At 59.1% G+C, this 15,550-nt stretch carries 11 protein-coding genes; 8 read left to right on the top strand and 3 right to left on the bottom strand.

The window, feature by feature from the left end; translation table 11 throughout:
* Window positions 1-111 precede the first annotated feature (111 nt).
* The 8 genes from ASG55_RS00520 (at window position 112) to ASG55_RS00485 (ending at window position 10,906) form a co-directional block, all read left to right on the top strand.
* On the top strand, window positions 112-1,737 hold the full coding sequence (locus ASG55_RS00520; protein WP_016771716.1) for an ABC transporter substrate-binding protein: 1,626 nt from the start codon (window positions 112-114) through the stop codon (window positions 1,735-1,737).
* A 303-nt stretch (window positions 1,738-2,040) separates the two neighbouring features.
* On the top strand, window positions 2,041-3,639 hold the full coding sequence (locus ASG55_RS00515) for an ABC transporter substrate-binding protein (RefSeq protein WP_041477956.1): 1,599 nt from the start codon (window positions 2,041-2,043) through the stop codon (window positions 3,637-3,639).
* A gap of 176 nt (window positions 3,640-3,815) precedes the next feature.
* Window positions 3,816-5,252 (top strand): OprD family porin, encoded by a 1,437-nt coding sequence (locus ASG55_RS00510; RefSeq protein WP_056782911.1) that lies wholly within the window; start codon window positions 3,816-3,818, stop codon window positions 5,250-5,252.
* A gap of 77 nt (window positions 5,253-5,329) precedes the next feature.
* A complete protein-coding gene (locus ASG55_RS00505) occupies window positions 5,330-6,925 on the top strand; it encodes an ABC transporter substrate-binding protein (RefSeq protein WP_024011590.1) in 1,596 nt (531 codons plus the stop codon).
* A 73-nt stretch (window positions 6,926-6,998) separates the two neighbouring features.
* Window positions 6,999-8,009 (top strand): ABC transporter permease subunit, encoded by a 1,011-nt coding sequence (locus ASG55_RS00500; RefSeq protein WP_016771720.1) that lies wholly within the window; start codon window positions 6,999-7,001, stop codon window positions 8,007-8,009.
* Window positions 8,010-8,020: 11 nt separating this feature from the next.
* Window positions 8,021-8,947 carry an ABC transporter permease subunit gene (locus ASG55_RS00495; protein ID WP_016771721.1) on the top strand — a complete coding sequence of 309 codons (927 nt, stop codon included), beginning with the start codon at window positions 8,021-8,023 and terminating at the stop codon, window positions 8,945-8,947.
* A gap of 10 nt (window positions 8,948-8,957) precedes the next feature.
* Entirely contained in the window at window positions 8,958-9,926 is a 969-nt protein-coding gene (locus ASG55_RS00490) for an ABC transporter ATP-binding protein (protein ID WP_016771722.1), read from the top strand.
* Window positions 9,926-10,906 (top strand): peptide ABC transporter ATP-binding protein, encoded by a 981-nt coding sequence (locus tag ASG55_RS00485; protein ID WP_041477953.1) that lies wholly within the window; start codon window positions 9,926-9,928, stop codon window positions 10,904-10,906. Before ASG55_RS00490 ends, ASG55_RS00485 begins: the two co-directional genes overlap by 1 nt.
* Before the next feature lie 207 nt (window positions 10,907-11,113).
* Here the strand turns inward: ASG55_RS00485 and ASG55_RS00480 are convergent, their stop codons facing one another.
* From ASG55_RS00480 to ASG55_RS00470, 3 genes are all read right to left on the bottom strand, one after another.
* Window positions 11,114-11,377 carry a hypothetical protein gene (locus ASG55_RS00480; RefSeq protein ID WP_056782908.1) on the bottom strand — a complete coding sequence of 88 codons (264 nt, stop codon included), beginning with the start codon at window positions 11,375-11,377 and terminating at the stop codon, window positions 11,114-11,116.
* A gap of 159 nt (window positions 11,378-11,536) precedes the next feature.
* Entirely contained in the window at window positions 11,537-12,718 is a 1,182-nt protein-coding gene (locus tag ASG55_RS00475; RefSeq protein WP_056782906.1) for an MFS transporter, read from the bottom strand.
* Between the two features lie 955 nt (window positions 12,719-13,673).
* Window positions 13,674-15,257, bottom strand: coding sequence for a peptide chain release factor 3 (locus tag ASG55_RS00470; RefSeq protein ID WP_039759481.1), 1,584 nt, complete (start codon window positions 15,255-15,257; stop codon window positions 13,674-13,676).
* Between the last annotated feature and the right edge of the window lie 293 nt (window positions 15,258-15,550).

Here is a 15,550-nt window from a genome sequence, read left to right as displayed (position 1 = left end):
CCGACCGCTCTGGATCTTGCATTGGGTATGGGGCCTGCATAAGTATCCGCAGGCACGACTCACGAGGTCGTACCTCACAACTAAAAAATGACAACAAATCATGAGGCCAACATGCTTAAACACGCGGTCATTCCGTTTCTAGTCGGCGCAGGCTTGTTAGCCTCCGCACCTTTCGCCACCGCTGCGACTAACCTGGTGTTCTGCTCCGAAGGGAGCCCGGCCGGTTTTGATCCAGGCCAGTACACCACCGGAACCGACTTCGACGCCTCAGCCGAAACCATGTTCAACCGCCTGACCCAGTTCGAGCGCGGCGGCACCGCCGTGATTCCTGGCCTGGCGACCAAGTGGGACATTTCCGACGATGGCCTGACCTACACCTTCCACCTGCGTGAAGGCGTCAAGTTCCACACCACCCCGTATTTCAAGCCGACTCGTGAGTTCAACGCCGACGACGTGCTGTTCACCTTCAATCGCATGATTAACAAGGATGACCCGTTCCGTAAGGCGTACCCGACCGAATTCCCGTACTTCACCGACATGGGGATGGACACCAACATCACCAAGATCGATAAAGTCGACGACCACACCGTCAAGTTCACCCTGAAAGAAGTCGACGCCGCGTTCATCCAGAACATGGCCATGAGCTTCGCGTCCGTGCAGTCCGCCGAATACGCGGCCCAACTGCTCAAGGATGGCAAAGCCGCCGACATCAACCAGAAGCCGATCGGCACTGGCCCGTTCGTATTCAAGAGCTACCAGAAAGACTCGAACATCCGTTACACCGGCAACAAGGACTACTGGAAACCTGAAGACGTGAAGATCGACAACCTGATCTTCGCCATCACCACCGACCCGTCAGTGCGTATCCAGAAGCTGAAAAAGAACGAGTGCCAGGTCACCCTGTTCCCGCGTCCGGCCGATCTGAAAGCGCTGAAGGAAGACAAGTCGCTGAAAATGCCGGATCAGGCTGGCTTCAACCTGGGCTACATCGCCTACAACGTGATGGACAAGGTCAAGGGCAGCAACGAGGCCAACCCGCTGGCTGACCTGCGCGTGCGTCAGGCGCTGGACATGGCCGTGAACAAGCCGCAAATCATCGATTCGGTTTACCAGGGCGCGGGCCAACTGGCCGTCAACGCCATGCCGCCGACCCAGTGGTCCTACGACACCACCATCAAGGATGCCAAGTACGACCCTGAGAAAGCCAAACAGCTGCTCAAGGAAGCCGGCGTCAAGGAAGGTACCGAGATCGTCCTGTGGGCGATGCCGGTGCAGCGTCCGTACAACCCGAACGCCAAACTGATGGCTGAAATGCTCCAGTCCGACTGGGCCAAGATCGGCTTGAAAGTGAAGATCACCAGCTACGAGTGGGGCGAGTACATCAAGCGCTCCAAAGGTGGCGAGAACCAGGCCATGATCATTGGCTGGAGCGGTGACAATGGTGATCCGGACAACTGGCTCAACGTTCTGTTCGGCTGCGACTCGCTGAGCGGCAACAACTTCTCCAAGTGGTGCGACAAGAAGTTCGACGGCCTGGTGAAAGAAGCCAAACGCACTACCGACCAGGGCAAGCGCACCGAGCTGTACAAACAGGCGCAACACGTTCTCAAAGATGCAGTTCCAATGACACCTATCGCTCACTCGACGGTGTATCAACCCATGCGCGCCAACGTGCAGGATTTCAAGATCAGCCCATTTGGCCTGAATTCCTTCTACGGCGTCAGCGTCAGCAAGTAAGACATTGCAACGGCGGCGTTTCTGACGTCGCCGTTGCTTTATCTACCGGGAAAAAAGGAAAAGGCCTACACCCAAATCCGCCGCAGATGATTGCTTCGGTATAGGCGCGTCGACTTTTCCTACGAGCATTAAGGCAATTACGTATTTACTGCCAGAGGCACGGTGCCTACCGTCGCGTACTGACCAGTGTCTGCGTGGGCCACCGGTTTTGCCGTACGTATTTGGATTGAGCTCAATGCGACCAGAAAGTCCCGGGATCGGGATCCAGGTGCATTGCATAACACTAAAAAAAGAGGGAGCGTCATGCGCCATACCTTGGTTTTTTCCGCACTGTTGGGCGCCGGCCTGTTGGCCGCCACGTCTGCAAGCTACGCCGCCAGCGACAGCCTGGTGTTCTGCTCGGAAGGCAGCCCGGCGGGTTTCGATACCGCGCAATACACGACGGCCACCGACAACGACGCCGCCGAGCCGCTGTACAACCGCCTGGTGGAGTTCGAAAAAGGCGCGACCAATGTCGTACCCGGTCTGGCAACCAAGTGGGACATTTCCGAAGATGGCCTGAAATACACCTTTCACCTGCGTGAAGGCGTGAAATTTCACACAACCCCTTACTTCAAGCCGAGCCGCGATTTTAACGCCGACGACGTGCTGTTCACGTTCAATCGCATGCTCGATGCGCAACAGCCGTTCCGCAAGGCCTATCCCACCGAGTTTCCGTACTTCAACGGGATGAGCCTGAACAAGAACATCGCCAAGGTCGAGAAGACCGGGCCGCTGACCGTGGAGTTCACGCTCAACAGTGTTGACGCAGCGTTCATCCAGAACATCGCCATGAGCTTCGCCGCCATTCTGTCTGCCGAATACGCCGACAAGCTGCTGGCCGACGGCAAGCCGAGCGACATCAACCAGAAGCCGATCGGCACCGGGCCGTTCGTATTCAAGAGCTACCAGAAAGACTCGAACATCCGCTACACCGGCAACCCGCAGTATTGGGATCCGAGCCGGGTCAAGCTGAAGAACCTGATTTTCGCGATCAACACCGACGCTTCGGTACGCGTGCAGAAGCTCAAGGCCAACGAGTGCCAGATCACCCTGCACCCGCGTCCTGCCGATGTTGAAGCGCTGAAGGCCGACCCGAAACTGCAACTGATTTCCAAGCCAGGCTTCAACCTCGGCTACATCGCCTACAACGTGCGCCACAAGCCGTTCGATCAACTGGAAGTGCGTCAGGCGCTGGACATGGCGGTGAATAAACAGGGAATTCTCAACGCTGTTTATCAAGGCGCCGGCCAACTGGCCGTCAACGCCATGCCACCAACCCAGTGGTCCTACGATGACACCATCAAGGACGCCGCCTACAACCCGGAAAAAGCCAAGGAACTGCTCAAGGCTGCCGGCGTGAAAGAAGGCACCGAGATCACCCTGTGGGCGATGCCGGTGCAGCGTCCGTACAACCCGAACGCCAAACTGATGGCCGAAATGCTCCAGTCTGACTGGGCCAAGATCGGTCTGAAAGTGAAGATCGTCAGTTACGAATGGGGCGAGTACATCAAGCGCACCAAGAACGGCGAGCACGACGTCAGCCTGATTGGCTGGACCGGTGACAACGGGGATCCGGACAACTGGCTGGGCACGCTGTACAGCTGCGACGCCATCGGCGGCAACAACTACTCCATGTGGTGCGACCCGGCTTACGACAAGCTGATCAAACAGGCCAAGGTCGTCACCGACCGCGATCAGCGCACCGTGCTTTATAAACAGGCCCAGCAATTGCTTAAACAGCAAGTGCCGATCACGCCTGTCGCCCACTCGACGGTCAACCAGCCGTTAAGCACCCGGGTCGAAGGATTCAAAGTCAGCCCGTTCGGCCGCAACGTGTTCTCGGGTGTCAGTATCGATTAAACCAACCGATTAGCCGCAATGCTGAGGGGAGCCGTCTACTCCCCTCACGCAAGCGCTTTGCCTAAATTCGCCAATCCGGCTTTTTGCAAACGTTTGCGATGTGTGAACGAGTTCTAAACCAATAACCGGCATACCAAAAAAAGCCGGGATAAAAAGAAAGTAAAGGAGCTTCACCCATGAAACTGAGCAGCACCGCGATACTGGCCCTGGCCATCAGCAGCATCACCGCCACGGCTTATGCGGAAACCCAGAGCCAGGCGTTCACCCCGGTGACCGTCAACACCAAGAGCGCCCAGGCTGAGGCCACTGGGTTCGTCGAAGGACAGTCGATCACCGGTACGACACGTAACTGGTACGCCAACGAGCAACTGAAGCGCGGCGGCAAATTCTCCTATAAAAAAAATGGTTCTCCGGCCGAAACTGACCGTCGGATCAACTGGGTGCAAGGGACCATCGTCAAGTACAACTCGGGTTTCACCGAGGGCACTGTAGGTATCAGCACCGAAGTTGCGGCATATAACGCAATTGCGCTTGAACGTGATCGTGAAAATCTGGCTTCCGGAAATGGCGGCGCCCCAAAGACGGGCGTGGGATCGGGTAACAACCGCACCCTGACGCACAAGAATAACGGTGAAGCCGTAGATCAGTGGAGCAAGGTAGGCCTTGCCAACATCAAGGCGCGCGTTTCCAACACCACTCTGACTGCCGGTCGTATGAGCTTCAGCAGCCCGCAGGTCGACGTGATCGGCAACCGTGCACTGCCTTCGAGCTTCGAGGGTGTCTCCCTGCACAGTGAAGAGTTGAACAATCTGTCCTTCGACTTGGCCACTTTTGATCGCGTCTCGCCACGATCGGAACAAAGCCTGCAGAAATTCCGCGCCGAGTATGCCAACGGCCGTGTCGAATCCGACAAGGTCAACACCGCCGGTATCAGCTATCAGCCGCTCGAAAGTCTGAAAACCAGTCTATGGGGCACGCAAGTTGAAGATCTGTGGAACCAGTACTACTTCGGCGCCACCCATGAACTGGGTGACAGCAGCGTCCTCGCCCTGACTACCGGTTTCAACTACTACAAAACCGTCGACGAAGGTAAGAAGCTGCTGGGCGACATCGACAACGACACCTACTCGCTGTCGTTCGGACTGACCCACCAAGCGCATAACCTGACCTTCTCCTACCAGCAAGTAAACGGTAACGAGTACTTCGATTACCTGCACGAGACTAACGGTATCTACCTAGCCAACTCCCTGCTGTCGGACTTCAACGGCCCGAACGAGAAATCCTTCCAGGTTTCATACGCCATCAATATGGCCGAGTACGGTGTGCCGGGCCTGAAATTCAACATCTATCAAGCTCGCGGCTGGGGAATCGATGGCACGCACTACAACGGCAACAAAGGCGTTGAAGGCAAAGGCTACGACGGCATCCAGGAACAGGATGGCGAGCACCACTATGAATACGGCATCGGTGCGACCTATGCGGTACAAAGCGGTCCTCTGAAAGCCACCACGATTCGCGGCACCTACACAGCCCACCGTGCGAGCGAGTTCCAATCGGACGGCAGCATCAACGAGTTCCGTCTCGTAACCACCATCCCGTTCAACATTCTGTAAAAACGCCAACCGACGGCTGACTCATGATGAGTCGGCCGTTCGGTTTTCTGTCTTCAACCGATTGCAGAGGGTTATCGATGAAAATGCTTCCCCTACGTGCGGCCATCGCGGCTGCGTTGCTGAGTGTCGCTGTCGGCGCTTCGGCCAAACCCTTGGTGGTCTGCACCGAAGCCAGCCCGGAAGGCTTCGATATGGTCCAGTACACAACTGCAGTCACGGCGGACGCTGTGGCCGAAACCATCTTCAATCGCCTGGCCGATTTCAAGCCCGGCACCACCGAAGTGATCCCGGCGCTCGCCGAGTCCTGGGACATCAGCGAAGATGGCCTGACCTACACCTTCCACCTGCGCAAAGGCGTCAAGTTTCACACCACCGAATATTTCAAGCCGACCCGCGACATGAATGCCGACGACGTGGTCTGGAGCTTCCAGCGTCAGCTGGACCCGAATCACCCGTGGCACAAACTGTCCAGCGTGGGCTTCCCGTACTTTGAAAGCATGGGCTTCAAGGAACTGCTGAAAAGCGTAGAAAAAGTCGACGACAACACAGTCAAGTTCACCCTGACCCGTCGCGAAGCGCCGTTCCTGGCCGACATCGCCATGGCGTTCTCGTCGATCTACCCGGCCGAATACGCCGACCAGTTGCTCAAGGCCAACAAAACCGGCGATCTGAACAACAAGCCGATCGGCACCGGCCCGTTTATCTTCCAGCGCTACGCCAAGGATGCGCAGGTGCGCTTCAAGGCCAACCCGGATTATTTCCGTGGCAAGCCACCGGCCGACGCGTTGATCCTGGCGATCGCCACCGACAACAACGTGCGCCTGCAAAAGCTCAAGGCCAACGAGTGCCAGGTCGCGCTGTATCCGAAACCGGATGACATCCCGAGCATCAAGAAAGACAGCAAGCTGAAAGTCGACGAGCTGGACGCGATGACCGTTTCGTACATCGCCATGAACACCCAGCACAAGTACATGAGCGACGTACGCGTGCGCAAAGCCATCGACATCGCGTTCGACAAGGAAGCCTACGTCAACGCGCTGTTCGGCAAGGGCAACGCGTCGGTGGCGGTCAACCCGTACCCGCCGACCCTGCTCGGCTACAACCATGATCTGAAAAACCCGCCACGCGACCTCGACAAGGCGCGCGCGCTGCTCAAGGAAGCCGGGGTTCCGGAAGGCACTACCTTCACCCTGTTCACCCGCAACGGCGGCGGTCCGACCAACCCCAACCCGATGCTTGGCGCGCAAATGATGCAGGCTGACCTGGCGAAAGTCGGGATCAAGATCGACATCCGCGTGATGGAATGGGGCGAGATGCTCAAGCGCGCCAAGGCCGGCGAGCACGACATGGTCTCGGCCGGATGGGCGGGCGACAACGGCGACCCGGATAACTTCCTGACGCCTATGCTCAGTTGCGAGGCCGCCAAGAACGGCGAAAACTACGCACGCTGGTGCAACGAGAAATTCCAGGCACTGCTGGATGAAGCGCGGGCTAAAGTAGATCCGGCCGAACGCGCCGCGCTCTACGAACAGGCTCAAGTGCTGTTTAATCAGGACCAGCCATGGATCAGCATGGCCCATACTCGGATGTTCACTGCAATGCGCAACAATGTAGAGGGCTACCACATCAGCCCTCTCACCACTAATAACTTCGCCACCACCCAGGTGAAGTAGATAAGAAACGCCCGGTGCTCCTGACCTATGGAACACCGGGCACGCCTAACCGGCTGATGAGGTACCACACAAGATGTTTAGTTTTATTGCCCGCCGACTGGGGTTGTTGATCCCCACGTTTTTCGGCATCACCTTGCTGACTTTCGCGTTGATTCGCATGATTCCGGGCGACCCCGTGGAAGTGATGATGGGCGAACGTCGGGTCGACCCCGAAATGCACGCTCAGGCAATGGAACGCCTGGGGCTGAACAAGCCGCTGTATGCCCAGTATCTGGACTACATCGGCAAACTGGCCCAGGGCGATCTCGGTGAGTCGTTGCGTACCCGTGAAAGCGTGTGGACCGAGTTCACCTCTCTTTTCCCGGCGACCCTGGAACTGTCCATGGCCGCCCTGCTGTTCGCTGGCATCCTCGGGCTTCTGGCCGGGGTGATCGCGGCACTCAAACGAGGATCGCTGTTCGACCACGGGGTGATGGGCATCTCCCTCGCGGGCTATTCGATGCCGATCTTCTGGTGGGGCCTGATCCTGATCATGTTCTTCTCGGTGAGCCTGGGCTGGACCCCGGTGTCCGGGCGCATCGACCTGCTGTATGACATCGAGCCGAAAACCGGCTTCATGCTGATCGACACGCTGCTGGCCGATGACGTCGGCGCGTTCTTCGACGCCCTGCATCACCTGATCCTGCCGGCCATCGTGCTCGGCACCATTCCGCTGGCGGTAATCGCGCGGATGACCCGTTCGTCGATGCTCGAAGTGCTGCGCGAGGACTACATCCGCACCGCCAAGGCCAAAGGCCTGTCGCCGTCGCGCGTGGTGTTCGTGCACGGTCTGCGCAATGCGCTGATTCCGGTGCTGACCGTGGTCGGCCTGCAGGTCGGCACGCTGCTGGCCGGTGCGGTCCTGACCGAAACCATCTTCTCCTGGCCCGGCATCGGTAAATGGCTGATCGAAGCCATCGGCGCCCGAGACTATCCGGTGGTGCAAAACGGCATCCTGTTAATCGCCTGCCTGGTGATTCTGGTCAACTTCGTGGTGGACATCCTCTACGGCTTTGCCAACCCACGCATCCGTCATCAGCGCTGAGGTCAATACCCATGAGCACTCCAACATCCTCAGTAGCCACCGCCACGTCCGCCGTGGATCAAAGCCTGCTGTACCCGTCGCCGTACAAAGAATTCTGGCAAGCGTTCTCGAAGAACAAAGGCGCCGTTGCCGGCCTGCTGTTCATGCTGCTGATCATCTTCTGCGCGATCTTCGCGCCGTGGGTCGCGCCGCATAATCCGAGCGAGCAATACCGTGACTTCCTGCTGACGCCGCCGGCGTGGCTCGAAGGCGGGCAGATGCAGTTCCTGCTCGGCACCGATGAACTCGGCCGTGACCTGCTGTCGCGTCTGATCCAGGGTTCGCGCCTGTCGCTGCTGATCGGCTTGTCGTCGGTGGTGATGTCGCTGATTCCGGGGATCCTGCTGGGTCTGTTTGCCGGTTTCTTCCCGAAAGTGGTCGGCCCGACCATCATGCGTCTGATGGACATCATGCTGGCCCTGCCGTCGCTGCTGCTGGCCGTGGCGATCGTCGCCATCCTCGGCCCTGGCCTGATCAACACCGTGATCGCGATTGCTGTGGTTTCCCTGCCGTCCTACGTGCGTCTGACCCGTGCCGCCGTCATGGGTGAACTGAACCGCGACTACGTCACCGCCGCGCGTCTGGCCGGTGCCGGTCTGCCGCGTCTGATGTTCATCACCGTGCTGCCCAACTGCATGGCGCCGCTGATCGTACAGGCAACCCTGAGCTTTTCTTCGGCGATTCTCGATGCCGCCGCACTGGGCTTCCTCGGCCTCGGCGTACAACCGCCAACCCCTGAGTGGGGCACCATGCTGGCCTCGGCCCGCGACTACATCGAACGCGCCTGGTGGGTGGTGAGCCTGCCTGGTCTGACCATTTTGCTCAGCGTGCTGGCAATCAACTTGATGGGCGACGGCCTGCGCGATGCGCTGGACCCGAAACTCAAGAACGCCGCCTGAGGAGATTCAAATGTCACTGCTAGAAATCAAGAATCTCAACGTCCGCTTCGGCGACAAGACCGCGACCCCGGTGGTCGACGGCCTCGACCTGAAAGTCGACAAAGGCGAAGTATTGGCCATCGTTGGCGAGTCGGGTTCGGGTAAATCCGTGACCATGATGGCGCTGATGGGCCTGATCGAGCACCCCGGCATCGTCACCGCTGACTCGCTCAGCTTCGACGGCAAGGACATGCTCAAACTGAGCAACCGTCAGCGTCGGCAGATCGTCGGCAAAGACCTGTCGATGGTCTTCCAAGACCCGATGACCGCGCTGAACCCGAGCTACACCGTCGGTTTTCAGATCGAAGAAGTGCTGCGCCTGCACCTGAAAATGTCCGGCAAGCAAGCGCGCAAGCGTGCCATCGAACTGCTGGAAAAAGTCGAGATCCCGGGCGCCGCCAGCCGTATGGACGCCTATCCGCATCAACTGTCTGGCGGTATGAGCCAGCGCGTCGCGATCGCCATGGCGATTGCCGGCGAGCCGAAACTGTTGATCGCCGACGAACCGACCACGGCGCTGGACGTGACGATTCAGGCGCAGATCATGGATCTGCTGCTGGCGTTGCAGAAAGAACAGAACATGGGCCTGGTGCTGATCACTCACGACCTCGCGGTCGTGGCGGAAACTGCCCAGCGCGTCTGCGTGATGTACGCCGGTCAAGCCGTGGAAGTCGGTCAGGTGCCGCAACTGTTCGACATCCCGGCGCACCCGTACAGCGAAGCGCTGCTCAAGGCGATTCCCGAGCACAGCCTCGGCGCCTCACGCCTGTCGACCCTGCCGGGCATCGTCCCGGGCCGTTATGACCGTCCGCAGGGGTGCCTGCTGTCGCCGCGCTGCCCGTACGTGCAGGACAACTGCCGCACCCAGCGTCCGGGCCTTGATCCGAAAGCCAACAGCCTCGCCCGCTGCTTCTACCCGCTGAATCAGGAGGTGGCGTAATGGCCGTCGTACTCACCGCCCGCGACCTGACCCGTCACTACGAAGTCTCCCGTGGCCTGTTCAAGGGCCACGCCACCGTGCGCGCGCTCAACGGCGTGTCGTTCGAACTGGAAGCCGGCAAGACCCTCGCCGTAGTGGGTGAGTCGGGCTGCGGCAAATCCACTCTCGCCCGCGCCCTGACGCTGATTGAGGAGCCGTCATCGGGTTCGCTGCAGATCGCCGGCCAGGAAGTCGCCGGCGCCGACAAGGCCGAGCGCAAGCAACTGCGCAAAGACGTGCAGATGGTGTTTCAGAGCCCGTATGCGTCGTTGAACCCACGGCAGAAAATCGGTGATCAATTGGCCGAGCCGTTGCTGATCAACACCAAGCTGTCGGCCAGCGAACGTCGCGAGAAAGTCCAGGCGATGATGAAGCAGGTCGGCTTGCGGCCCGAGCATTACCAGCGCTATCCGCACATGTTCTCCGGCGGTCAGCGCCAGCGTATCGCTCTGGCGCGGGCAATGATGCTGCAACCGAAAGTGCTGGTCGCGGACGAACCGACTTCGGCACTGGACGTATCGATTCAGGCCCAAGTGCTGAACCTGTTCATGGATTTGCAGCAGGAGTTCAACACCGCCTACGTGTTCATCTCGCACAACCTCGCGGTGGTGCAGCACGTGGCCGATGACGTGATGGTGATGTACCTCGGCCGCCCGGTGGAATTGGGTCCGAAGAACGACATCTACGAACGCCCGCTGCACCCGTACACCCAGGCGCTGTTGTCGGCGACCCCGACCATTCACCCGGACCCGAACAAGCCGAAAATCAAAATCGTCGGCGAACTGCCCAACCCGCTGAACCCGCCACCGGGCTGCGCTTTCCACAAGCGCTGCCCGTACGCGACCGAACGCTGCAGCACGGAAGAACCGCTGTTGCGTGAGCTGGATAATCGGCAGGTGGCCTGCCACTACGCCGAGCAGTTTCTCGACGGCGCGGCGTAGGCCCACGAAATATCTCATGTGGGAGCGAGCCTGCTCGCGAAGGCGTCATTTCGGTCAACATCATCGGTGACTGATTAACCGCTTTCGCGAGCAGGCTCGCTCCCACAGGGAATTCGTGTTGATTCAAGAGTTCACGCGATAACAAAACCCCTTCCACCTCCATTGCGCATCAGTCGAGGCAGAAGGGGTTTTTCTTTGGCCGGCGATCTATGTCTGGCTATCGCCTTCGTCACCCGGATCATCGGTGTCCGGCTCGTCGGTCGTCGAGTCATCATCTTCGGCGCTGCCACCCTGATTCATATCTCCCGGCTCCGACTCGGATTTGGCCAGCATCAGCCCGCTATGCCCGACCTGCCCATTGAACGCCTGAGATTCGTGATCCTCGCATTCGGCCCAGGCCGTTGCAGTGCCGAGGGACAGCATCACCATCACTTTCAACAACATCAAAACCCGTAGCAATCTGCTTTTCATGGCCGACTCCATCCTGTTGCGCTAAGACATGCTTGCCGGACTGGCTCCGTGTGAAATCTAGTTGCGATCCGACCGGCTCACCACTTAGGACGCGACCGCGCAGGCAGAAATGCCATCGACCGCCAGATTGCTTTCGAATAACCCCGATAACCGAATCAGCTAAGCGCCGCGCGTGGCCTGCCAGGTCAGTGGAATGGAGATCAGCACCAGCAGCGCGCTCATCAACCAGACACTGTGCCCGCCAAACTGGCCATACAGCTGACCGCTGAGCACCGGCGACAACAGCGCGCTGGCACTCCAGCTCATGAAGAACAGCCCGAAGTACTGACCGCTCTTGCCGCTCTGCGCAAAGTGCATCGCCAGCACATTCAGTGGCGGCATGAACAGCGCCTCGCCCAGCGTCCAGATCAGCGTCGACAGACAGACAAAAGCCAAGCCGGAACCGAACGGCAACATGCCCAGCCCACAGGCCAACAGGACACTGCCAACGAGCATCTGCCAACGCGAGCCCCAACGCTCGACCGCGTGCGATAGCGGGATTTGTAAAGCGATCACCAACAGCGCATTGAGCCCGAACTGCCAGCCGATCGCCTCTGTGCTCAGGTGGTAGTAATCACGCAGATAATTGCCCAGCGTGCTGTAGACCGTGTCGAACGCGATGCCGAGCACGGCCGTCGCCGCCAGCAACCAGAGGAACGGCTTGTCGCGAAGCGGCACGCTCGAGCCATCGGCGGATTCGTCTCCAACCACCAGCACCGGCCGCCGCCACGTTGTGCGCACGAACCACAGCAACGCCAGCATCGTCATCGCCGCACTGGCAAAAAACACCCAACGAAAATCCGCTTGCGCCAACACCCCACCCGCCACCCCGGCAGCGGCCATGCCCAGATTACGCGCGACCCGACTCAGGGCCTGCGCACGCGAGCGTTGCGCGACTTCGCAATACTCCATGATCAGCCGCTGATGCAACGTCCGAATCGCCCCATCGATGACACCGCTAAGCAATAGCAAACCGGCGAGCCAAGGCACCTGCTTCACCAGCCCCAACAGCATCAGCACCCACACCGAAACGAAAAACAGCGCCGCCGTCAGCCGCGCCGTGCGCACATGATCACTGAGCAAGCCCCCGAGCATCGAACCGACCAGCAACCCAGCGCCATAGGCCGACAGCAACCAGCCGACGGTTTCAATCGCCAGCCCCAGTTCCTGACGCAAGTACAGCGCCATGAAGAGTTTGACCATGGCGCTGAGGCGGTTGATGAACAATAGAGCCGCGAGGACCCAGGCCATGGGGGTGAAATAGCCGTTGGGGCGCAGGAGTTGGGTCAGTCCTTTGAGCATGTAACGTCCGATGGGCGCGAGGGTTTGATGAACAGTAGACGGCTTGGATTGGAATGTCGTGGGGGTGAGGTCAGCGGAAGTAAAAGCAGAGTATGGCTACGACGTAGAGGGAAAACGCCTTACGGAAAAATCGCCGCGCCCGGATTCAACTTGATTTTTCACGCGGCGTTAAAGATCAAAAGCCCCTCACCCTAACCCTCTCCCGGAGGGAGAGGGGACTGACCGGGTCGCTTGGGCAAGGTACGCCGACCTGAAATACCGAGCCGAACTCGGGATTTGAACAGATCATCAATCGGCCCCCTCTCCCTCGGGAGAGGGCTGGGGTGAGGGGCAGCAACAACACAAATCAAAAGCCGGACACACACGCTTTTCACCACTCAATAGGCCGAGAGGGGCAGCAACAACACAAATCAAAAGCCGGACACACACGCTTTTCACCACTCAATAGGCCGAGTGTCAGCTCGCCTGCTCTTGATCTTGATCCACCGGCGACGTCGGAAGGCTGAGTGGAGGGATTGATCCGGGCGTGGGAGCGCAGCGACCGTTCGACGAAGTCGAACACAGCGGAAGGAGGTGCAGCGAAGCAAACCGGAGCCGCTGCGCCCGGATCGATCCCGGAGCGAAGGAACCCGAGCCTGCGAGGGCCGAACGCAGGAGGAGGTGCAGCGAAGCAAACCGGAGCCGCTGCGCCCGGATCGATCCCGGAGCGAAGGAACCCGAGCCTGCGAGGGCCGAACGCAGGAGCAAGCGTTTTTTGCTTACTTTTTTAGGCGCTTGTAAAAAAGTAAGTCGCCGTAAGGGCGAAACCGCCAGCCGCAGCCCCCGCAGCAACGGATATTCACCCAAAACCCCAACAGCCTGGTCGGCCCAACGGCCGCCAAGACCAAAACCGGCAGCCCATAAAAAAGCCCCCAAGGCCTACACCTCAGGGGCTTTCAGAAAAACACCTCAAACCTTAATGATGCTCCCGCGTCGCGCGGAATTTCACATCCGGCCAGCGCTCTTCCATCAACGCCAGATTCACCCGCGTCGGCGCCAGGTAAGTCAGGTGACCACCGCCATCCAGCGCGAGGTTCTCCACCGCCTTGTTGGAAAACTCCTCAAGCTTCTTCTTGTCGTCGCATTCGATCCAGCGCGCCGAATACACAGTGATCGGCTCATACGAACACTCGACCTTGTATTCCTCTTTCAAGCGGCTGGCGACCACATCGAACTGCAGCACACCGACGGCGCCAAGAATGATGTCGTTGCTGCGCTCCGGGAAGAACACCTGCGTCGCGCCCTCTTCCGCCAACTGCTGCAGGCCCTGACGCAACTGCTTGGACTTCAGCGGATCACGCAGACGCACGCGACGGAACAGTTCCGGGGCGAAGTGCGGAATACCGGTGAAACCGAGGACTTCGCCTTCGCTGAACGTGTCGCCGATCTGGATCGTACCGTGGTTGTGCAGACCGATGATGTCTCCAGCGTACGCCTCTTCCAGTTGCTCACGCTCGGAAGAGAAGAACGTCAGGGCGTCGCCGATGCGCACGTCCTTGCCGGTACGCACGTGGCGCATCTTCATGCCTTTTTCGTACTTGCCGGAGCAGATACGCATGAAGGCGATGCGGTCGCGGTGTTTCGGGTCCATGTTCGCCTGGATCTTGAAGATGAAGCCCGAGAACTTCTCTTCGACCGGCTCGACGGTACGCTCATTGGCCACACGGGCCAGCGGACGCGGCGCCCAATCGACGACAGCATCGAGCACGTGGTCGACACCGAAATTGCCCAGCGCGGTACCGAAGAACACCGGGGTCAGTTGGCCGTCGAGGAATTCCTGCTGGTTGAATTCGTGACAGGCGCCCTGCACCAGTTCCAGCTGCTCGATGAAACGATCGTACTCATCGCCCAGGTGCGCGCGCGCCTCGTCGGAGTCGAGTTTCTCGATGATCTTGGTTTCGGTGCGCTCGTGACCGTGACCGGCGGTGTAGACGATGATGTAGTCGTCGGCCAGGTGATACACGCCCTTGAAATCGCGGTAGCAACCGATCGGCCAGGTGATAGGCGCAGCCTTGATTTTCAGAACGGCTTCGATCTCGTCGAGCAGTTCGATCGGGTCGCGAATGTCACGGTCGAGTTTGTTGATGAAGCTGACGATCGGCGTGTCACGCAGACGGCAGACGTCCATCAGCGCAATGGTCCGTGGCTCTACACCCTTACCGCCGTCGAGCACCATCAAGGCCGAGTCCACCGCTGTCAGGGTGCGGTAGGTGTCTTCGGAGAAGTCTTCGTGGCCCGGGGTGTCGAGCAGGTTGATCATGTGCTCGCGATAGGGGAACTGCATGACCGACGTGGTAATGGAAATACCCCGCTGCTTCTCCATCTCCATCCAGTCGGATGTCGCATGGCGATCGGATTTACGGGATTTCACCGTACCGGCCACTGCAATCGCCTTGCCCATCAACAGGAGCTTTTCGGTGATTGTGGTTTTACCGGCATCGGGGTGGGAAATAATGGCGAAAGTGCGGCGTTTCGCGACTTCGGCGGCCTGTTGGGTCATGGGAAATCGCCTGGCGGTGATTCAAAAAAGGGCGGCGAGTATAGCTTAAAAAGTGATCGCCAAACCACCGTCCCTCGGCCGCGCAAAACCCCGTAGGAGCTGCCGAAGGCTGCGATCTTTTGATCTTGTTTTCAGCAGCAAAGTCAAAAGATCGCAGCCTTCGGCAGCTCCAACAGGGTGGCCAAATAGTGTCTAACGTGGGAACCTTTTAAAGCACGGAGACGTCCATCCCCTGTTACGAACTTTCGTCAGGGGCTGAAAAATCAGCAAGTTAGCCTGACGAGGCTGCGCTC

The organism is Pseudomonas sp. Leaf434, from assembly GCF_001425545.1.
Classification (GTDB): Bacteria; Pseudomonadota; Gammaproteobacteria; order Pseudomonadales; family Pseudomonadaceae; genus Aquipseudomonas; species Aquipseudomonas siliginis.
The sequence above is the reverse complement of the archived record's forward strand: the minus strand, read 5'-3'. Positions and strand labels throughout refer to the sequence as shown.